Annotated in this window: 19 protein-coding genes and 1 pseudogene; 2 read left to right on the top strand and 18 right to left on the bottom strand. The window is 38.6% G+C overall.

The window, feature by feature from the left end; translation table 11 throughout:
* Positions 1-32 precede the first annotated feature (32 nt).
* The 6 genes from NFR51_RS08520 to NFR51_RS08495 all read right to left on the bottom strand — a co-directional run bounded on the left by NFR51_RS08520 (position 33) and on the right by NFR51_RS08495 (position 5,612).
* Positions 33-878 carry a PRD domain-containing protein gene (locus tag NFR51_RS08520; RefSeq protein ID WP_251713276.1) on the bottom strand — a complete coding sequence of 282 codons (846 nt, stop codon included), beginning with the start codon at positions 876-878 and terminating at the stop codon, positions 33-35.
* A 517-nt stretch (positions 879-1,395) separates the two neighbouring features.
* Complete coding sequence (gene rlmD / locus NFR51_RS08515; protein ID WP_251713275.1) at positions 1,396-2,787, bottom strand: 23S rRNA (uracil(1939)-C(5))-methyltransferase RlmD; 1,392 nt, start codon at positions 2,785-2,787, stop codon at positions 1,396-1,398.
* 70 nt (positions 2,788-2,857) lie between these two features.
* On the bottom strand, positions 2,858-3,628 hold the full coding sequence (locus tag NFR51_RS08510; protein WP_251713274.1) for a Nif3-like dinuclear metal center hexameric protein: 771 nt from the start codon (positions 3,626-3,628) through the stop codon (positions 2,858-2,860).
* On the bottom strand, positions 3,625-4,302 hold the full coding sequence (locus NFR51_RS08505) for a tRNA (adenine(22)-N(1))-methyltransferase (protein WP_251713273.1): 678 nt from the start codon (positions 4,300-4,302) through the stop codon (positions 3,625-3,627). The genes NFR51_RS08510 and NFR51_RS08505 overlap by 4 nt, the downstream gene beginning before the upstream one ends.
* Positions 4,295-4,939 (bottom strand): endonuclease III, encoded by a 645-nt coding sequence (nth, locus tag NFR51_RS08500; protein ID WP_251713272.1) that lies wholly within the window; start codon positions 4,937-4,939, stop codon positions 4,295-4,297. The genes NFR51_RS08505 and nth overlap by 8 nt, the downstream gene beginning before the upstream one ends.
* A gap of 1 nt (position 4,940) precedes the next feature.
* Positions 4,941-5,612, bottom strand: coding sequence for a DnaD domain-containing protein (locus tag NFR51_RS08495; RefSeq protein ID WP_251713271.1), 672 nt, complete (start codon positions 5,610-5,612; stop codon positions 4,941-4,943).
* Positions 5,613-5,775: 163 nt separating this feature from the next.
* Between NFR51_RS08495 and NFR51_RS08490 the strand changes: the two genes are divergently transcribed.
* Complete coding sequence (locus NFR51_RS08490) at positions 5,776-6,429, top strand: redox-sensing transcriptional repressor Rex (RefSeq protein WP_251713270.1); 654 nt, start codon at positions 5,776-5,778, stop codon at positions 6,427-6,429.
* 219 nt (positions 6,430-6,648) lie between these two features.
* On the opposite strand, the gene radC is transcribed toward NFR51_RS08490, so the two are convergent.
* The 11 genes from radC to NFR51_RS08435 all read right to left on the bottom strand — a co-directional run bounded on the left by radC (position 6,649) and on the right by NFR51_RS08435 (position 17,240).
* Positions 6,649-7,332 carry a RadC family protein gene (radC, locus tag NFR51_RS08485; protein WP_251713269.1) on the bottom strand — a complete coding sequence of 228 codons (684 nt, stop codon included), beginning with the start codon at positions 7,330-7,332 and terminating at the stop codon, positions 6,649-6,651.
* Positions 7,333-7,639: 307 nt separating this feature from the next.
* Positions 7,640-9,457 carry a glutamine--fructose-6-phosphate transaminase (isomerizing) gene (glmS, locus tag NFR51_RS08480; RefSeq protein ID WP_251713297.1) on the bottom strand — a complete coding sequence of 606 codons (1,818 nt, stop codon included), beginning with the start codon at positions 9,455-9,457 and terminating at the stop codon, positions 7,640-7,642.
* A gap of 152 nt (positions 9,458-9,609) precedes the next feature.
* Positions 9,610-10,248: a deoxynucleoside kinase gene (locus NFR51_RS08475; protein ID WP_251713268.1), complete on the bottom strand. Its 639-nt coding sequence runs from the start codon at positions 10,246-10,248 to the stop codon at positions 9,610-9,612.
* 38 nt (positions 10,249-10,286) lie between these two features.
* Positions 10,287-11,585, bottom strand: coding sequence for a bifunctional folylpolyglutamate synthase/dihydrofolate synthase (locus tag NFR51_RS08470; RefSeq protein ID WP_251713267.1), 1,299 nt, complete (start codon positions 11,583-11,585; stop codon positions 10,287-10,289).
* A complete protein-coding gene (locus NFR51_RS08465; RefSeq protein ID WP_251713266.1) occupies positions 11,582-12,076 on the bottom strand; it encodes an NUDIX domain-containing protein in 495 nt (164 codons plus the stop codon). Before NFR51_RS08465 ends, NFR51_RS08470 begins: the two co-directional genes overlap by 4 nt.
* Positions 12,076-13,149: a dihydropteroate synthase gene (gene folP, locus NFR51_RS08460; protein WP_251713265.1), complete on the bottom strand. Its 1,074-nt coding sequence runs from the start codon at positions 13,147-13,149 to the stop codon at positions 12,076-12,078. Before folP ends, NFR51_RS08465 begins: the two co-directional genes overlap by 1 nt.
* A gap of 1 nt (position 13,150) precedes the next feature.
* Entirely contained in the window at positions 13,151-14,200 is a 1,050-nt protein-coding gene (gene folE / locus NFR51_RS08455; protein ID WP_251713264.1) for a GTP cyclohydrolase I FolE, read from the bottom strand.
* A 72-nt stretch (positions 14,201-14,272) separates the two neighbouring features.
* The gene (gene folB, locus NFR51_RS08450) at positions 14,273-14,620 is read right to left on the bottom strand and encodes a dihydroneopterin aldolase (RefSeq protein WP_251420560.1); all 348 of its coding nucleotides are present in this window, start codon (positions 14,618-14,620) and stop codon (positions 14,273-14,275) included.
* Positions 14,613-15,200, bottom strand: a complete 588-nt coding sequence (gene yihA, locus NFR51_RS08445) for a ribosome biogenesis GTP-binding protein YihA/YsxC (protein ID WP_251713263.1) — start codon at positions 15,198-15,200, stop codon at positions 14,613-14,615. The genes folB and yihA overlap by 8 nt, the downstream gene beginning before the upstream one ends.
* Before the next feature lie 84 nt (positions 15,201-15,284).
* On the bottom strand, positions 15,285-16,523 hold the full coding sequence (clpX, locus tag NFR51_RS08440) for an ATP-dependent Clp protease ATP-binding subunit ClpX (protein ID WP_251713262.1): 1,239 nt from the start codon (positions 16,521-16,523) through the stop codon (positions 15,285-15,287).
* Positions 16,524-16,724: 201 nt separating this feature from the next.
* Positions 16,725-17,240 carry a dihydrofolate reductase gene (locus NFR51_RS08435; protein WP_251713261.1) on the bottom strand — a complete coding sequence of 172 codons (516 nt, stop codon included), beginning with the start codon at positions 17,238-17,240 and terminating at the stop codon, positions 16,725-16,727.
* Positions 17,241-17,744: 504 nt separating this feature from the next.
* Here NFR51_RS08435 and NFR51_RS08430 point away from each other — a divergent pair.
* Complete coding sequence (locus NFR51_RS08430; protein WP_251713260.1) at positions 17,745-18,248, top strand: tRNA (cytidine(34)-2'-O)-methyltransferase; 504 nt, start codon at positions 17,745-17,747, stop codon at positions 18,246-18,248.
* A gap of 66 nt (positions 18,249-18,314) precedes the next feature.
* Here the strand turns inward: NFR51_RS08430 and NFR51_RS08425 are convergent.
* Positions 18,315-19,154 (bottom strand): annotated as a pseudogene (locus NFR51_RS08425) (hypothetical protein); the annotation flags it as partial.

Raw genomic sequence — 19,154 nt, 5'->3', positions numbered from 1 at the left:
AAGGTCTTGCCAGCCTAACTGTAACGAATCCTTTATGATCTGTTCTTTTTTTCAACTAAATTGCGAAGATGTAAAATCAAATACATTTTTTCAATATTCGATGTGTGCCAGCCTTGTTTTTCTTGTAAATAATAGTCAATCAAATTGACACAATTCTTTTCTTTATTGAAGCGAGAGAATACCATGTCAACCAACTCATTTTGGTCCCCATTTTCTTGTATGACACCATTTTTTTGACGCATTAGATAATAGCGGAGATGCGTAATAAAACGTTGAAAATACCAAGAATCTTCATCATAATCACAGTTTAACTGGTATCTAACAAGTTGCAAAATATCATTGGTCATCTCAACCATTTGAACGCCCTCATGATGTGCCGAAGACTCAATTTGTGCATTAACAAAATGGAGTGCAATGAAAGAGGCTTCCGCATCAGAAATATTCACTTTTAACTGTTCACGTATTAACGTAACCGCAAATTTTCCAATCCCATGTTCAATAGGATAAAACTTTTTAATTTCCCAGTCAAGCGGATTAGAAATATCCATTTGTTTTTCATAGCGTTGTAGTGAAAAACAAATATGATCAAGTAACGTAAAGAAGATATTCGGATTCAAACTTTCCTTAATTTGAACCTGCCCATAACGAATGATTCCATCTACTACTTCGATATCTGCTCCACTAGCATCCGTGATTAATGATGCCATTTGTTCTAGATTTAAGCTACCTTCAGAATAAAAAGTCTTTTCCACCTGATCCTCCACAATCTGATCACCTGAATGTTTCCCAAAACCAACACCTTTTCCCATTACAATCAATTGTTGTCCATTTTTTCTCGCTAATGCTACATTATTGTTGATCCTCTTTTCTACAATCAAGATCTCACCTCCAAACCTGAATCAAATCAGAACATTTTAAAACATATTGCTTAGCTTTCCCTTTTTGATGCATTTAATCAAGAAGCACACTCCTTTCATTTCTTTACAGTTTCTTTAAAAAATAAAAACCAGAATAAGGACAAGTAGTAAAAAACTATTTGCACTTATTCTGGTCTTGCCTGCCGAACAGTAACGAATCCAGTAAAAAAACCGTTTCAATTTAAGAGCAATGATAACATATTCCAATAAAATTGTCAATAGTGTGTGTGTCTTTTTTTTTGAGGTTATTATTCAGAAGACGAAAATTTGATTAAATTTGCAATCTATTTTTAATTAGTAGTGAAAATTTTTTGATGTTATTTTATGTTTTTTAAACAACATCAAATCGCTTAATATACTGGTATTATAACATGTCTCAATGTTTTTTCAGTAGTTTTCTTCTCTTTTTTAGCTTCTCTAAAGTTATTCCAAGACCTTTGGCTCAAACTTTGATATCAAGCCTTTTACAGCCACACCTTTACTTCTTCCTCGTCAGCACACCTACACATTCAACATGCTTCGTCTGCGGAAAGAGATCAACCGGCTGCACTTTTTCCAAAAGATAGTCTTCTTCTTCAAAGCGCACGACATCACGTGCAAATGTCGCTGGATTGCATGAAATATAGATGATAGTGCGTGCTTGTGTTGCTGTTGCCGCTTTGATAAAGCTTTCATCTAACCCCTTACGTGGTGGATCAACAAAGATAAGATCAGGTTGAATCCCCTCTTGCAACCATCGGGGCATCACTTCTTCTGCAGGTCCTACTTCATAATGCGCATTTGTGATACCATTAAGAGCTGCATTGACCTTAGCATTTTCAACAGCTTCCGGTATGATTTCCATACCGTAGACTTGTGCGACTTTGTCCGCCATTCCAAGTCCAATGGTGCCGATACCAGAATACGCATCAATGACGACATCATCTGCTTTCAAATCTGCGAAATCATAGGCCAACTGATAAAGCTTCTCTGCTTGTGCTGTATTGACCTGATAGAAAGCGCGTGCTGAGATTTGAAATTCCCTACCCATCATGCTGTCCGTGATGTAGTCTTTTCCTGAAAGAAGTTTGAACTCCGAACCAAAAATAGCATTTCCTGTCGACTTGTTAATGCTAAGCTGGAAGGAGTCAACCTTATCACTGTATTCGGTAATAAGTTCAGAAAGCCCAGCAAATTGAGCCTCGGTCACAACCAAGATGAGCATGATTTGACCGCTATGGAAACCTCGACGAATCACGATATTACGTACAATACCTCGCTTTGCTTTCTCATCATAGGGTTGAATGTTAAGCCGTATTAAACTTTCACGCACTTGATTGACCAAATCATCAATTTCAGGACTCTGGATGTAAAAATCATGAATTGGCACTAAATCGTGAGAGTTCTTACGGAAAAAGCCTGTTTCTGTCCGTCCATTCACGCTACGAACAGGTACTTGGGCTTTATTTCGATATTGAGTTTCTTGTTCGGCACCTAAGGTTTCGAGGACAGGGAAATCTGGCTTGTGTGCGTTTTTACGAAGCACATCGACAACTTGTTGACGTTTAAAATGAAGCTGCGCAGGATAAGCCATATGACCAAAGTCAGCGATTCCTGTGCGCAAATAGGTCACATTCACATCCTGCACACGATCTGGAGATTGGCTGAGCCATTCTTCTACCTTTCCAAAGCCAAAATTTTTCCCGACTTTTAGAACCTTCATTTTTATCTCTTCAGCAGGCAAAGCATTTTCAACAAAAAAAGGGAAGTTATCTACTTTGATAACTCCTTGCCCTTCGTGTGTCAAATCAACGACTTTTCCTTGGATAATTTCATTTTTCTGGAATTTTCTCATGATTTTATGATAGCATACCCGCTTGATAAAGTCCAATGATGTTTAAATGATAAGCACCTTAAACCTCTTCACGGGGATTGCTTACAGTAAGTTTTTTGTCAACTTTCTAAATATCAAAGAAAGGATTTGTATTCGCTTTACTTTCTATTATTTCAACACCTGTGGCAAAGCTGGCTAACTTTTCAGCAACTTTTGGAACAAAGAGGTGTTCCAAGTAATGTCCAGGATCAAGTCCGATAAGGCCTTGCGAAAGTTGGTCATGCCCAACATGGTAATAGATGTCACCTGTGATGTAAAGATCCGCGCCTTTAGCCTGAGCATCTGTCCAAAATTTACCACCGCTTCCACCACAAATAGCGACACGCTTAATCATCTGACTTAAAGAGCGGTCATAAGTCACTAAACGCAAGTGGTCCAAAGCAAAGGTTTTTTTCATTTTCTCTGAAAAGTCCGCCAAGCTCATCGGCTCAATATTACCTACGCGGCCTAAACCTTCTTCGCATAAAATTTCTGTATCCTTAATCTCTAAAAGTTCACAGAACCAATCATTTAGTCCACCGTCAACAACATCAATATTGGTATGGCTTGTGTAAACAGCAATACCGGCTTTTGCCAAGTCCAGGATGATTTTTTCCTGACTATCTGCATCTGTCAAATTCGCTAAGGGACGGAAAATGACAGGATGTTTCGCTAAAATCAAATCCACGTCTTTTTCAATAGCTTCCAAAACAGTTTGTTCTCGAATATCCAAAGTAACTAAAACTTTTTTTACCGGAGCATCAAGTGAACCAATCTGTAAACCTACAGGATCGCCTTCGACTGCTAGATTTTTCGGGCAAAACTCTTCGTACAAGGCCATGAAATCTTTGATTTTCATTGTAGGACTCCTTCTATCTTTTCTTTTTTAGCGTGAACTGCGGCACGTTTCTCATGCTTTTCAGGAAGTCGATCAAGTATTTTATTCAAAGTACTGAGTTCTTTATTCCATTTTTTACGGAAGACTTCTGATTTTTCTTGCGACAAGTAAGGGCCAAACTCAAGCTCTGTTTCATTCAACTCCGATGTGCCATGCTCTGCCACAATAATTTCGTAGATTTTTCCTGCTTCAAGAAGAATCTTTTCTGACGAAATTACAAAATCATGCGCGACAAGCCACGAACGGAGACTTTCTTCATGATTATTGGGTTGCAAGATAAGCTGCTCAACTTGACTCAATTTTTCTTTACCTGCTTCGAGGATTTCCGAAATTAAAAGTCCACCCATACCCGCAATCACAATGCTTGAGATATTATCTCCTTCTTCAAAAGCAGCCAAACCATTTGCTAATCTGACTTCTATCTTATCTTGCAAGTTCTGCTCAGCCACGTGATTTTTAGCAATCTGATAGGGACCTTTAACCACTTCACCCGCAATTGCAAAGTCAATCTTTTCTTGCTGAACCAAGTAGGTTGGGAGATAAGCATGATCACTGCCTACATCCAGAAGTCGGCTGTCCGATTTAACAAGATCAGCAACAGCTTGTAGACGTTTTGAGAGTTTTACTTCAGCCATTCAAGTTTCTCTTTCCAAATTTACAGTATTCAAGAACAGGACATTCCTCACACTTTGGTGCGCGCGCCGTACAGTGATAACGGCCAAAAAAGATGAGATGATGATGACTCTCCACCCAGCGTTCCTCAGGAATGAGCTTCATCAACTTTTCTTCAACTTCCAAGACAGAGGCTTTTTGTGGCACGATATCTAAACGTTTTGAAATCCGTTCTACATGAGTATCAACAGCAATTCCAGGTATACCGTAAGTTTCCCCCAGAACAACGTTTGCTGTTTTCCGCCCCACACCAGGCAAGGTTTGCAATAATTTTTTATCTCTTGGCAGTTCGCTATTAAAGTTTTCTACCAGCATTTGAGAAGTCTTTATAATATTTTTTGCTTTTGTTTTGTAAAGTCCAATTGTTCGGATACATTGTTCAACGTCTGCGACATCTGCCTGTGCCAAGCTTTCTGGATCAGGGTATTTGGCAAAAAGCCCTGGTGTCGCCTTGTTTACTCCCTTATCTGTGGCTTGTGCCGATAAGATGGTTGCAATCAAAAGTTGAAAAGGTGTTTCCCACTCCAGCTCTCCGTGTGCTTCCGGAAACATGTTTACAATGATATCTAAAGCTTCTAAAAATCTTTTCTTACTTAGCATATTACTTTCCGTTCCAGGGTCCATCCATAGGGATATAGAAATCAGTATTTTTGTGATTTTGCGTTGCTTCTGCACGTTCTTCCTTACGCTGTTCAACAGCTTGTGTGCTCATTAAGCCTTCATTACGCCAGTTTCGCAAAATCGCCTTGATATAGTTGAAGGAAACCTTTCGATTAATGACTGCTTCTCGAAGAGCAAGTTTAATCAACTCTGCATCATAGTTATCTTCAAAAAGCAAACTGCGTAGTTCTTCACTTTGCATTGGCGTAATCATCCCCATCTCTGCTTCAAAAATATTAACCAAATCTTGAAGTTGCCCCTTGCTTTGTGTATTAGCAGTATCTTCTGCCTGACTTTTAGGTGTTAACCCTTCCAATTGGTCCAGTTTTTTAAGTGCAGGAGTAACATCAAAAATCGTTTCCACATCCCCTGCAATTTCCAATAAAGTAACTTTCAAAGAACCAAAGTCTTGCAGTTTATCAATGCTGTGGTTCACATCTGAAAGTTTCTTTCCTATCTTTGTAGCAATTTCACTGGGGGCACTGTCACGATTTTCATACAGGTAAAGCCAAACCAAAAAGTCCCCCGCTGAAGGAAAAAGTTGAGCAAAATGCTCCAACATAGCATGGGGAAGTATGATGTGTCCAGCCATATAGTTTTCATAGTAGGTCATGCTATTATTTTATCACATTTCATTGTTTTCTTCCTTTTCTTCTATACGACAAACACGAATAAAAAGGGAAGTATAAAATAATTTACAGAATCCAGAAAGAATTGTTTGACAATTTATCCTAAAAAAAGTAAAATATTCACAAAGACTATGTAAAGGAGATAACATGGCTGGCTCCCAAGTTAATAAACAACTACCTAAGGCAACTGCAAAACGTTTGCCTCAATACTATCGTTTGTTCAAACTTTTAGTTGATGAACAAGTGACACGCACAAACTCACAGCTTATTTCTGAAAAAATTGGCGTGGATGCAGCAACGATTCGTCGAGATTTTTCACTCTTTGGTGAGCTGGGGCGACGCGGCTACGGCTATGAAACACGTGCTTTGCGTGACTTTTTTGGAGAACTGCTTGGACAAGATCGGGAAACGCATATTGCCCTTGTAGGAGTCGGTAATCTTGGACGAGCCTTGATTAACTATCAATTCCAAAATCGCAACAAGATGCGTGTTACCCAAGCCTATGATGTACCAGAAAATCCACTCGTGGGTACAACGAGTGCTACAGGCGTTCCCATCTATGATATTGCAGATTTCTCAAAGAATATCAAAAACTCAAAAATCAAAACAGCAATTATTTCCGTAAATAAAGAAAATGCTCAAGAAGTTGCAGATATTTTGGTAGAATCTGGAATCAAAGGCATTCTTAACTTCTCACCTTTACGCCTACATGTACCAGATGATGTCGTGGTACAATCCATTGACTTAACCAAAGAGCTTCAAACTCTCTTGTTCTTCATGTCACATAAGGATATCAAATAAAAGGCTCAGACACTCTCTATGTGCTCGTTTGTCCGAAGTAGCTGAAGCCTAAGGATACCGATGCACAAAAGATCACTAAAAAATACAGTAGCACTTCATTAGACTGCTGAAAAAGTCGGGAAATTCATTTTTCCCGACTTTTTTATACGACAAGATGCTGTATTTAAGAAAAACAATGTACAGTTTTTCAGTAATCTTGCACGCTGTCTCTGTCTTTTTTTAATTGTCCAATAGACCTTCTTCTCTGAAACTGAGGTAGGTGTTGTGCCCTGTAATAATGTGGTCTAAAAACTGAATACCTAGGTTTTCGCAACCTTCCTTAATTTTATGGGTAAAGACTTTATCCTGCTTACTTGGCCGAGTTATACCTGAGGGATGATTGTGTGCAATAATAATTCCGACAGCCAGATTTCTAATTGCATAATGCAAAATCTCACGTGGATGAGCAATTGAATGGTTGACCGCTCCAATAAAAATCGTTTTTCTCTGAATAATACGATTTTGACTATCTAAGTAAATAGCAACTAAATTTTCCTGATCAAAAGAAGACATCTCATCTACTAGGCTCATCCCAAGTTGTTGGGATCCCATCACTTGCCCATAACGCTTTCTTTGCGTTGTATGAATCCTCTTCCCAAGCTCAATCATGGCTCTTATTTCAACTGCTTTTACTTGGCCTATGCCTGATATTTCCTTTAGCTCTCCTACTGAAGCCCGACGAAATTCCTCTAAATTGTCAAAAACACTCAGCACACGAGCTGCGAGTTCCATGACGTTTTCTTTTTTACTGCCTGTTCTTAATAAAATGGCTAAAAGTTCCTGTTCATTCAGCTTTTCAGATCCAAAAGCTAATAAGCGTTCACGGGGTTTCATAGGATAATTATCTTCTCTTACTTGATACATTTCTTCTCCTTATGTACTTGTACGTAAAAGACACTTGAGATTCACCTTTTCGTGTATCGCAGAACTTAGATTTTCTCTATAAATGTCTGTGTTTATTCCTTTTCTCTTTAGTCCCTTACAGGTAACAAGACACAACCATAATTACAGAATAATCATTCATCACGTTCTGATTAAGCAAAAGGCTTCTTTTACGCCAAGGAAGAAAAGACTAAAAATAGAAAACGCTCAAGATGCTATAGAAAGCTGACATCTTGAGCGTTTTTCTTTTTGACTATTTAGACCTTAGCAGGTTACGAATAGCAATCTCTTATTCAACAGTTACGGCTTTGGCAAGGTTACGAGGTTTATCAACGTCCAACCCACGTTGTACTGTTGCATAGTAAGCAATCAATTGTGTCGGTACAACCATTGAAATAGCTGAAAGATAAGGGTGAACATTATTAATGACAATATCATCATCTTCACGCGCTACAGCTTCTTCTACAATCGTAATCGCTGATGCACCACGTGCCACTGTTTCCATAACATTCCCACGTGTGTGTGCTGCAACTTCTTCGTTATTTGAAATCAGAGCAATCACAGGTGTACCATTTTCAATCAAGGAAATTGTCCCATGTTTGAGCTCTCCAGCAGCAAAGCCTTCACATTGGATATATGAAATTTCTTTTAATTTCAGACTGGCTTCCATAGAAACAAAGTAATCTTGTTTACGGCCAATATAGAAAGAATTTCGTGCTTCTGGCAACAGTTTCGCTACAAGGTCCGAAATCATCTCTTTCTCTGAAAGCGTTGACTCGATAGATTGGGCAACAAGTGAAATTTCTTTAACCAAATCGAAATCAAGCGCCTTAGGGTTTTGATCCGCATCACCTACAGCCTTAGCTAAGAAAGCTAAAGTTGCAATCTGTCCTGTGTAAGCTTTCGTTGAAGCAACTGAAATTTCAGGCCCAGCACCAATCAACATTGTGTATGTTGCTTCACGTGATAATGTTGAGCCAGGTACATTTGTTACGGTCAGGCTTGGATGACCCAGCTCATTTACTTTCACAAGTACTTGACGACTATCCGCTGTTTCACCTGATTGTGAAAGGAAGATAAACAAAGGCTTCTCACTCAACAACGGCATGCCATAGCCCCATTCAGAAGCAAGACCAAGCTCAACCGGTGTATTTGTTAACTCTTCAAGGATTTGTTTAGAAGCATAGCCTGCATGAAGCGATGTTCCAGCTGCGATGATATAGATACGGTCTGCTGCTTGAACAGCTTTTACAATATCTGTAGCAACAGTAACTTTTCCCTCTTGGTCCGTATAAGTAGAAACGAGTTTACGCATCACGCTTGGTTGCTCATCGATTTCTTTGAGCATATAGTAAGGATATGTTCCTTTACCAATATCTGAAAGATCAAGTTCTGCTGTGTAGCTTTGGCGCTCTACTTTATTTCCTTCGTAATCCATTACCTCTGCTTTATCTTTAGTCAAGATAACGAGCTCTTTATCATGAATTTCCATAAATTCAGACGTTTCACGAATCATGGCCATCGCATCAGAGCACACCATGTTGTAGCCTTTTCCTAGACCGATAAGTAAAGGGGATTTGTTTTTCGCAACATAGATTGCGTCAGCATCTTCTGCATCCATAAGGGCAAAAGCATAAGAGCCTTCAATGATAGACAAGGCTTTTTTAAATGCTTCAAGTACAGAAAGACCATCTTCTTCCGCAAATTTAGCGATGAGGTGTACGGCAACTTCTGTATCTGTTTGCCCCTTAAATGTATCATTTGCAAGGTATTCTTCTCTAATCTCTGAGAAGTTCTCAATCACTCCATTATGGACTAAAACAAAACGTCCTGAAGTAGAAGTATGAGGATGTGCATTGTCTTCTGTCGGTTTACCATGTGTAGCCCAACGTGTATGACCGATTCCGGCTGTTCCAGTAACGTTGTCCCCTGTCTTTGCCTCTAGGTCTGCAATACGACCAACTGATTTTACAAGGTTAGTTTTTCCAGAAGCATCGGTCACGAAAATTCCTGCTGAATCATAACCACGATATTCGAGTTTTTCAAGACCTTGCAACAAAATGTCCGTTGCATTACGGTTTCCAACAACACCTACAATACCACACATATTAATATTCTCCATTAGCTAAATTGGTATAGCTACTTTTTCTTTATTTTTTCGTCAATAAAAATATGATAATACAATGCTTTATATTTGTCAAGAATAATAAATCTTTAATTGGTATAGTTGATTATCAGCAAAAAAATAAAGCTTTCGATTTACTTTAATTGCAACTTGACTAATTCTTTGTCCACCTGTGCGAGTACCTTGTCCAAGTCTTCTGCATTGTTGACAAAGTCAAATAAATCACCATCAATGCGCATTTTAGGTGAAACATCATAGTTTTTATACCATATTGGGTATTCTTCATGTACCTGTTGATAATACGCTTTCAGCTCTGGCTGTTTCTCTATTTGTTCAAAACTTCGCCCCCGTTGAGCGATTCTTGAAAGCATTGTTTCAAAACTCACGTCAATATAAACAAGTAAATCAGGACGTTTTTTAGGCATTCCTTCTATCTCTTCTAGCATATTACCAAGCAAATTTTGGTAAATTTCTAATTCTGTTTTTGTGACATTACCATTTTTATAATTGAGTGTTAAAAAAAGTTCATCTTCAAAAATCGAACGGTCAAGAACATTATTTTCCTGAGCATAGGCCATTTTGATGGCTTCAAAACGTTTATTCAAAAAATATATTTGTAGCAAAAAAGCATATTTTTGAGGATTTTGATAATACATGTCAAGTACAGGGTTATTGTCTACAGACTCATAATATACCTCTGTTCCCAAGTGCTCTCCTAAGGCTTTGGCCAAGCTTGACTTTCCAGCACCTATTGTTCCTGCTAAAACAATCAAAGTTTTATTCTCCTATAAAGTCCAAAGCAGGACTGTCTTCATTGTTGTTGTTTATTTTTTTGATCCAGTAAATATTCTCTGATTTGAGCCATAAAGTATAAGGATCCAGTCATTAGAAGAACATCATCTTCTTTTAAAATTTCTTTTAAGACCTGATATTTATCTTTCCAACTTTCAACCAGTTCCACATTGTCTCGTTCAAGATAAGTGAACTCTTCTAATTTTAAAGCTTTTGGATAATCAAAAGTGGTCAATATAAGCCGAGAATGTTCAATGCTCTGGAGCATTTTGATCATCTCTGCAATGTCTTTTGTGACGATAGCTGAAAAGAGGATGATAATGTTCCGACCTGAAAATTCTGTTTTTAAATTCTCTAAAAGACGATGCATAGCATGCACATTATGCGCACCGTCAAGTATAGTTAAAGGTTTATGACTTATTTTCTCCATTCGCGCAGGCCAAAAAGTGGTTTGTAGACCTCTTCTAATAGCACTTTCTGAAAGTGATAATTTCATTTTTTCAGCATAAATCAAAGAAAGTTTGATTGCCAGTGCTGCATTGTCCACCTGATGAACCCCTAATAAAGATTTTTCTAGGTGGGTCAATTCAAAATGGTCATCCCTATAGTTAAAGTACTCACCTTCAAGCACTTCAACTTGATAATCTACACCAAATTGATAATGCTTTGCCTGCTTTTTTTCAGCAGTTTGCTGAATAACCTTTAGTGCTTCAGCAGAGATTCTTCCACTCACTAAAGGCGTATGCGGTTTAATAATTCCCGCCTTTTGTGCAGCTATCTCCTCTAAGGTAGAACCCAGTATATCCATGTGATCCAAACCAATAGTTGTTATCGCACTTGCTACAGGCTCAATCACATTCGTACTGTCCAACAAACCGCCTAAGCCGACCTCAATCAGAGCTACATCGACTTTTTCATCTGCAAAATAGCGCAGCGCTACAGCTGTAATAATCTCAAACTCAGTAATACCTGCGAATCGTTCATCTGCATCGAGCTGTTCGACTAAAGGTTTTACCTGCTCCACATAGAAAATAAGCTTCTCATCGGGAATAGGTTTTTCATTAATAGCCATACGCTCACCAAAGGACTCAATAAATGGACTTGTAAAGGTGGCGACTGTGAGACCAAGCTGACGTAAAATACTCCTTGTAAAAGCAACTGTTGAACCTTTGCCATTTGTGCCAGCAATATGCAGCATAGATAAATCCCTTTCAGGATTTCCAAGTAATTTCAGCAAAGCCTCCACCCGAGTTAAACCAGGACGAATATTAAACTTAAGTCTACTGTGAATCCATTCTAATGCTTGATCAATATTCATGTCCTTCTCTTTTCTCTTCTATTAAAATATTTTTGGAATTCCTTAGGTGCTTCGGCTTTAGAAAGTAAAAAAACAGGCAACTCAGCTCGCCTTGTCGGACCTCTTGTGAGTTCAAATGTATAACGCAAATCAATATGTTGATGCGCTTTCTCATTTTTCACGGCGTTGAACGGAATTTCTATGATATTTACATCTACAAGCTGCCCGTTTTTTGCTACCAGTCCCGTTTCCTCATGAAATTCGCGTAAAGCAGCTTCTTTGGGACTCTCTCCTTCTTCCACATGTCCTGCTGGAAGTAAGAGTTCTTTTTGATAGGGATGTTCGATAAAGTATAACTTTTCTCCCTTAAAAACAAGAGCTGATGCAGAAAGCTGCAGCTCTGGATTTTTCTTCCCTTTTAAATTTTTACTGTTTCTCAAAAGCTCTTTTATCTTTTGGATTTTTTTTGAATTTCCCAAAAAGGAAAGTTCATGTATCAAATCATTGTACATCAGTATTTTTGGTAAATTTTAAAATTTTCTATTAAGCGACGTGTTGCTTTAACATCATGCACCCGTAAAACACGTCCGCCATCCATCATCATTTGACTTTCAAGAATCAATGTGGATATGAGGCGCTCATCAACGTCCATGTTTAAGAGGTTGCTCATAAAGGATTTGCGGGATATTGCTATCATCACGGGCAAACCTAGCTTTGTCAATAATTCAGTAGTTTTCAGCCTCTGTAAGGAATCTACACCCGTTGCTCCACCAGAAAAACCTACACCAGGATCAATACAAATCTGGGTACTGGCAATTCCCAACTCCTTGAATTCTTTTTGCTTATCTGCAAAGTAGGCAGGCAATTCTTGATAGACATTGTCCGCATAATGTAAACCTGCCCGACCATTATTCATCGCAACTAGAGCAGGTTGATATTCTTGCATAAGCAACAATTTTTCAGGTGTGTCAAAACCATCTATATCATTGATAATGTCTGCTCCTTCATCAAGTACACGTTGCATAACATAAGCTTCATCCGTATCAATGGCAATAACAGCTTCTGGAAATGCTTGACGGATGTTTCTCAAAGGTTGCGCCAAACGTTGCCATTCTTCTTCTGGAGAAATGTCGACATAGCCAGGACGAGAAGACTTTCCTCCCAGCTCCACGACATGGGCGCCATTTTGCAAATCTTGCTCAACACGGCGCAAGATATAATCCATCGTCAGATTCTCTTCTGCCCCATCATAAAAAGAATCTGGCGTCACATTGACAATACTATAAACAATCGGATCTAAGGTCAAGTCAAAGGAAAAATTCTTTCCTGACCAGATAATCTTATGCCGCTTAAAAATTGTTTCTAGAATCGCTTTCTCCTGCGGGAAAGGCCAGACTTGAATGAAGTCAGAAAGCTGATAAATCGTAAAAAAAGCCAACATATCTCGACCATCAAGCAAGGTTTTCGAGCCTAAGCGAAATAAAATATCGTTTAAGCTTGCCAGCTCTTGACTATTGCAGTCAGCAAACTTGACCGCAATATGTTTTAAGGAAAAGGAATCTGTATTTTGTTCAATAATCTTCATTTTAAGTTAGGCTTTCTAAGAACTCCAGTCTCATTTCTCTATTTTCTTCAAATTCTCCTAAGAAAAATGAAGTCCTCGTCTGAGAATTTCCCTTTTTAACGCCACGCATTTCGATGCACATATGACGTGCTTCGACAACTACTGCCACACCTTTAGGCTGCAAAATATCATTCAAAATTTCTGCGATATCTCTGGTGATGTTTTCTTGGACAGAAAGCTTACGTGAAACGTAGTTGACCAAACGCGGGATTTTACTTAGGCCAATAATATTACCGTCTTTCGGAATGTAGGCAACATTTGCCGTGCCAAAGAAAGGCAACATATGGTGCTCACACATAGAATAAAAAGGAATGTCTTTAATCAAGATGCTTTGCTCTTGCTCCGTTGCTTCAATCTTAAACAGCTTGTATTCTTCAAAGTCTAGTAATTTTTGGGAAGAAAGAATTTCTTCGTACATCTTAGCGACACGTTCTGGCGTTTCGAGAAGCCCTTCACGTTCTGGATCTTCACCCACGGCCATTAAAATATCGCGGACAGCATCTTCGATACGTTTGCGCGCTGTTTTTTCTTCAGGGATTTCTATTACTTTTTGTTCTGTCCCATCAAGCTTAGAAATAGCTTGTTTGACCTGTTTTTCATATTCAAAGCCTTCTTCTAAAATGTCCATGAGAGGGATCAAAACAAAAAGACGATTGAACAGTTCTTTATGAGGAATAGTCAAATGCTCCTCTCGAAGCTTTTCAGTGCCATAAAATAAAATATCAATATCGATGGTGCGTGGCCCCCAATGAACTGCACGTACACGGTTAAGCTTGACTTCAATATCATGAATAACTTCAAGTAAAGTTTCTGCCTCCAAAGTTGTCGAAAGCTTCAAAGCCATATTGACAAAATCATCTTGTGGAACACCACCGACAGGTGAAGTTTGGTAAACTTTTGACTTTTTTTCTATCAAGATAGCTGAGTTTTGTCCTAAGAGGTTCACCGCCTCTTGTAGATATGCTTGCTTATCTCCAATGTTACTTCCTAAACTCAAATAAACCGTTTGCATCACTTTCCTGCTTCCCCCCTTAGAAAGCCTGTAATTATTCTGTGTAAATACTCTAATCCCAAAAACGATAGTTTAACCAATCATTTCAATTTCTACATTGTCAAAAATCCCTGCGATAGGTACGGCCAACTTGCGGATATGTACTTCCACCGTTTCGACTTTTTTATTTTCTTTGATGGCTTGAATGATGTCAAAAGCTAATTTTTCAATCAAATCTGCACGCGATGATGCAATGATTTCCGAGATACTTTCATAAAAAGAAACATAACTCAAGGTTTCATCTAAGCTGTCCAAGCCAGAATACGAAAAATTAGTCGTTACAATCAAATCAATCTCTAAATTTTGTCCTAATATCTTTTCTTCAGGCAAGACACCGATATGAGAAAAGAATTTCATGTTATTAATCTTAATCTTATACATACTGTTCAATGGCTGTCCAAGCCTCGTCAATTCCTGTCTTGTCAAAGCTCGAGAAGATAACAAAATCATCTGTACTATCAAACTTCAAAGCTTTTTTGATTACTGAGACATGCTTGTTCCATTTTCCACGTGGAATCTTATCTGCCTTCGTTGCAACTAAAATAACTGGAATATTATAGAACTTTAAAAAAGTGTACATCAGTTTATCATCTTCTGATGGTTCATGGCGCAAATCCACAAGAGCAAGAACAGCTTTCAGATTAGGCGCTGTAGTGAGGTACTCCTCAATCATTTTGCCAAACTTTTCTCGTTCCTTTTTAGACACACGCGCATAGCCATAACCTGGCACATCAACCAGGTGTACTTTATTGTCAACATTGTAAAAATTAAGGAGCTGGGTTTTTCCCGGCGAACTTGAAGTCCGTGCAAAGTTCTTTCGGTTGAGCAAGGTATTTATAAAACTTGATTTGCCGACATTTGAACGCCCTGCAAGCGCGATTTCTGGTATATCCGTATCTGGATATTGCTTGACGGAGGCTGCTGAGATTGTCAGTTGTAAATTATTAGGATTTATTTTCATTTTTCTCTTTCCTTGTGTCTTTCAAGGCATATCTTAAGCATTTTTTGAAATCATAACAAGAAAACCATGAACACTCATGATTTTCTATTTTTCAATATAAATGACTTCTGCTTCTGCTTTATCACGTACAGCTGCTTCTGTAATAATCACTCTTTCAATGTTGTCATGACTTGGAACTTCAAACATGATGTCCATCATCACTTCTTCAATGATTGAGCGTAATCCCCGTGCACCTGTCTTGCGTTCAATAGCTTTTTCAGCAATTGCATGTAAGGCTGCATCTTCAAATTCCAAATCAACATTATCATAGCTTAACAACTGCTTATATTGCTTGATTAAAGCATTCTTGGGCTCTGTTAAAATGCGGATTAGGTCAGATTCTGTTAAGCGTTCCAAAGCTGCTACTACAGGTAAACGTCCGATAAACTCAGGAATCAAACCAAAGGTTTGGATATCTTCTGCGATTATCTCTTGCATATAAGATTCGTCCTCTGCTAATGCTTTATTATTTGTTCCGAAACCAATGATTTTTTCACCCAGACGTTGTTTAACAATTTCTTCGATACCATCGAAAGCACCTCCAACAATAAAGAGGATGTTTTTCGTATCAATCTGAATCATTTCTTGGTTGGGATGCTTACGTCCCCCTTGTGGAGGGACACTCGCTACAGTTCCTTCGATAATTTTTAAAAGCGCTTGTTGAACGCCTTCACCTGAAACATCACGAGTAATCGAAACATTTTCAGATTTTTTAGCAATTTTATCAATTTCGTCAATATAAATGATACCGCGTTCAGCACGCTCGATGTTAAAATCACTGGCTTGAAGAAGCTTCAATAAAATATTTTCAACATCTTCTCCAACGTACCCCGCCTCAGTCAAACTCGTTGCATCGGCAATTGCAAAAGGGACATTGAGTGATTTTGCCAAAGTTTGTGCTAGAAATGTTTTCCCTGAACCTGTTGGTCCAATCAAAAGAATGTTCGACTTTTGAAGTTCAACGTCATCATCATCCTTGCGCGCAAAACTAATGCGCTTGTAGTGATTATAAACGGCAACAGCCAAAGCACGCTTTGCATGCTCTTGACCAATCACATAACCATCAAGATGGTCCAGCATTTCTCTTGGGGTCATCACAGGAGTAGTTTCAAAGTCCTGAGACTTCTCCTCTCGCATTTCCTCTTCAATCAAATGACTGGATAACTCAACACATTCGTTACAAATATAGACACCAACGCCAGCAATAAGTTTCTTTACCTCTGGTTGGCTTTTGCCACAGAATGAGCAATAGATATTTTTATTTTCTTTTATATCGTTAGACATGTATATCTCTTCTTCTAAATTTTAAAATTTTTTAGGAAAATAAGGTTCCATAAAAAGCATGAATGGAATTCACTATGTTAGTAAAGGCATTAAGAAGGAATATTACCCCTAAGCCCCAGCGTTTTTTACGGAAGCATTGCAGTGCAAGTATCACACATATGGCACACAAGACCGCCGTAAATAAGCCAAAAATTGATTTTGTCAAGGTTTGCGCTTCTCCTTCCGCTCATATTTTTCAATCGTAAAATCATAAGCATTTTTTTCATCTTTTTTACGATATTCTTCTGATATTTTTTCATAGGGTGAGAAATCAAAGTCTTCTGGGAAATAAGTATCTGCTGTAAATTTCTCATGAACGACAGTTTTAAATAAGGCGGATATCTCTTTTTCAAAAAGGAGGAACATCTTTGCACCACCAATAATATACAAATCACGGTCTTGACTATTATACCATTCCAACACTTCAGAAACACTGTGCATGATAAGAACTCTATCGTTGTCTTCTCTTGGATAGGAAGTATCACGTGTAAGTACGATGCTGATACGTCCCGGAAGTACACGTTTGTTCATACCTTCAAATGTTTTTCGGCCCATCAAAATAGCTTGATGATAGGTTGTATTTTTAAAATGTTCCAGTTCAGCAGGTAAGCGCCATGGTAAATGACCATCAACACCAATTGCCTTTGCTTCATCTTCTGCCCAGATTGCGTAAATCACTTTACTTCACCCTCTGCTTTTCTCCAATCCTTGAAAAGCCACTCATCCTTATAAAACAAAGATGTTCCTTTCTTTTTAATGCGTTGTCGTCCTGCACCTAAAGGCACTCGGTAACATACAGCAAGTCCTATGAGACATGGCTTAAATGTTTCATTCATCAACAGTTATAAAATATTGCGCATGAGCGTTACTATCATCGTGTTTCAATAACAGCATTTTTTTCTGTTGTTGAGGATATAATTACCTTTATCATTATATCAAAAAACGCCTTTTTTTACTCTAATTTTTCTTTTGCAGAAAAAGCGTAAAAATTTTGCATTATTTTCTTTACTTTTCCTAAAAGATGTGGTAATATGTTTTTATCAATTAATTTGTTTCAATCAACCCTGTTATGATTAAAGCAAATTAGTCCCCCAACTAGGCTGCTCGCTGAGGCCATACTCCGAGCTACCTAGTTTTTATTTTTGTAAAAATCCCCCTTATATACAGTGAATGGAGAATATTATGAATCATATTGTGCTTTTTGAACCGCGTATTCACTTTAATACAGGAAATATTGCCCGAACCTGTGCTGCTACAAATACTACACTGCATTTGATTGAACCATTTGGTTTTGAAATTACAGATAAAAATCTCAAAAGGGCAGGTCTAGACTACTGGGACAAGGTAAATATCATTTATCACAAAAATCTTGAAGACTTTCTCAGTCACATTGATGGGAAACTTTACTTGGTTAGTAAGTTTGCTGATTATGTTTATTCAGATATTAATTACACAGAAACTTCTGAGGATTTGTATTTTCTTTTTGGTCGAGAAGACACAGGCTTACCTGAAGCTTTTATGCGGGAAAATGCAGAAAAGTGCATCCGTATCCCGATGAATGATGCACATGTACGCAGTCTTAATCTTTCGAATGCCGCTTGCATGATTATCTATGAAGCGCTTCGGCAACAGGGGTTTGCAGGACTAGAACTTAGCCATACTTATGAAAAGGATAAGTTGAAATAGGTTTATCAATGTTAAAAGAGGACAGAACATTTGTTCCGACCTCTTTTTTTTATAATCTTTTATGAGTTAATTTGCTTGGTTGATGATGAGGGCTGGGCGAGGGCCACCTCCATTATTAGCATGAGTAACATCAGCTGAAGTTAACGTACTACCAAACCAGCGACTATCCACAATCCAGCTCCCAACAGCACTTGTAGGGGTACGCAAATGCCACCAAGTATTACTAGCTCCTAGACGCTCTCCTGGACTAGGGAAGGCGAGACCTGTTCCTGAGAAGCGTGTCGCATCAGCCAAGGAAAGAGAAAAGGCACGGGGTGTTCCGCTAGTATCAACCTGAGTCACATCGGCCTCAACTTCTGGGAAATCATCCAGATTGTTGGGGATCCAGCGATCAAATGGGCCGTCAAAGGTGACATCCGCATGCGAAACTGTCCCTGTTGTAAAGTTATTCGCCACAGGTTGAACCATAGCTTGTACTGCGCTATCGAGCCCGTCATACCAAGAGACTAGTGCCGCATCATGATCATTCCAAGAGACATTACGTATTGCCTCATTCCGAATAATCATATGATTATCAGAACCCATGTTCTCCAGATAACGGTATTGTTCACCTGCCATAGTGAAGATACGACCAGGACTCATGGCACTGAAGTTAAACTCATCGGGTTGAGAATCCTCAAAAACTCCTGGGTTGCCATCATTATTTGTAATTTCTTGAAGCAAGAGATTAAGATGACTACTATGAGTATTGTCATTTGGAAGATTTACCAAGAACTCCTCACTTTGATCTGAACTGATCAACTGACTGTCCACATGAATACCGTAATAGTATTGACCCGGGATGTTACCAGCAGCCGCAGCCATCTCTGCCGCATCAATCAAGTAAGAAGTCGCTTGCCCTGACTG

It is taken from the genome of Lactococcus ileimucosae (assembly GCF_943193185.1).
GTDB classification, from domain to species: domain Bacteria; phylum Bacillota; class Bacilli; order Lactobacillales; family Streptococcaceae; genus Lactococcus; species Lactococcus ileimucosae.
This window is presented reverse-complemented; position numbering and strand designations above follow the sequence as displayed.

What these genes read in the sequence shown, in the direction of transcription:
- glmS (WP_251713297.1), bottom strand. Translation starts at nt 9,457, where the DNA reads ATGTGTGGTATTGTAGGTGTTGTTGGAAACCGTAATGCAACGGACATT.
- nth (WP_251713272.1), bottom strand. Translation starts at nt 4,939, where the DNA reads ATGCTAAGTAAGAAAAGATTTTTAGAAGCTTTAGATATCATTGTAAAC.
- NFR51_RS08510 (WP_251713274.1), bottom strand. Translation starts at nt 3,628, where the DNA reads ATGAAAATCAAAGATTTCATGGCCTTGTACGAAGAGTTTTGCCCGAAA.
- NFR51_RS08465 (WP_251713266.1), bottom strand. Translation starts at nt 12,076, where the DNA reads ATGTACAATGATTTGATACATGAACTTTCCTTTTTGGGAAATTCAAAA.
- yihA (WP_251713263.1), bottom strand. Translation starts at nt 15,200, where the DNA reads ATGAAAATAAATCCTAATAATTTACAACTGACAATCTCAGCAGCCTCC.
- clpX (WP_251713262.1), bottom strand. Translation starts at nt 16,523, where the DNA reads ATGTCTAACGATATAAAAGAAAATAAAAATATCTATTGCTCATTCTGT.
- NFR51_RS08430 (WP_251713260.1), top strand. Translation starts at nt 17,745, where the DNA reads ATGAATCATATTGTGCTTTTTGAACCGCGTATTCACTTTAATACAGGA.
- folE (WP_251713264.1), bottom strand. Translation starts at nt 14,200, where the DNA reads ATGCAAACGGTTTATTTGAGTTTAGGAAGTAACATTGGAGATAAGCAA.
- NFR51_RS08470 (WP_251713267.1), bottom strand. Translation starts at nt 11,585, where the DNA reads ATGAATATTGATCAAGCATTAGAATGGATTCACAGTAGACTTAAGTTT.
- NFR51_RS08495 (WP_251713271.1), bottom strand. Translation starts at nt 5,612, where the DNA reads ATGACCTACTATGAAAACTATATGGCTGGACACATCATACTTCCCCAT.
- NFR51_RS08490 (WP_251713270.1), top strand. Translation starts at nt 5,776, where the DNA reads ATGGCTGGCTCCCAAGTTAATAAACAACTACCTAAGGCAACTGCAAAA.
- NFR51_RS08505 (WP_251713273.1), bottom strand. Translation starts at nt 4,302, where the DNA reads ATGGCTGAAGTAAAACTCTCAAAACGTCTACAAGCTGTTGCTGATCTT.
- radC (WP_251713269.1), bottom strand. Translation starts at nt 7,332, where the DNA reads ATGTATCAAGTAAGAGAAGATAATTATCCTATGAAACCCCGTGAACGC.
- folP (WP_251713265.1), bottom strand. Translation starts at nt 13,149, where the DNA reads ATGAAGATTATTGAACAAAATACAGATTCCTTTTCCTTAAAACATATT.
- folB (WP_251420560.1), bottom strand. Translation starts at nt 14,620, where the DNA reads ATGTATAAGATTAAGATTAATAACATGAAATTCTTTTCTCATATCGGT.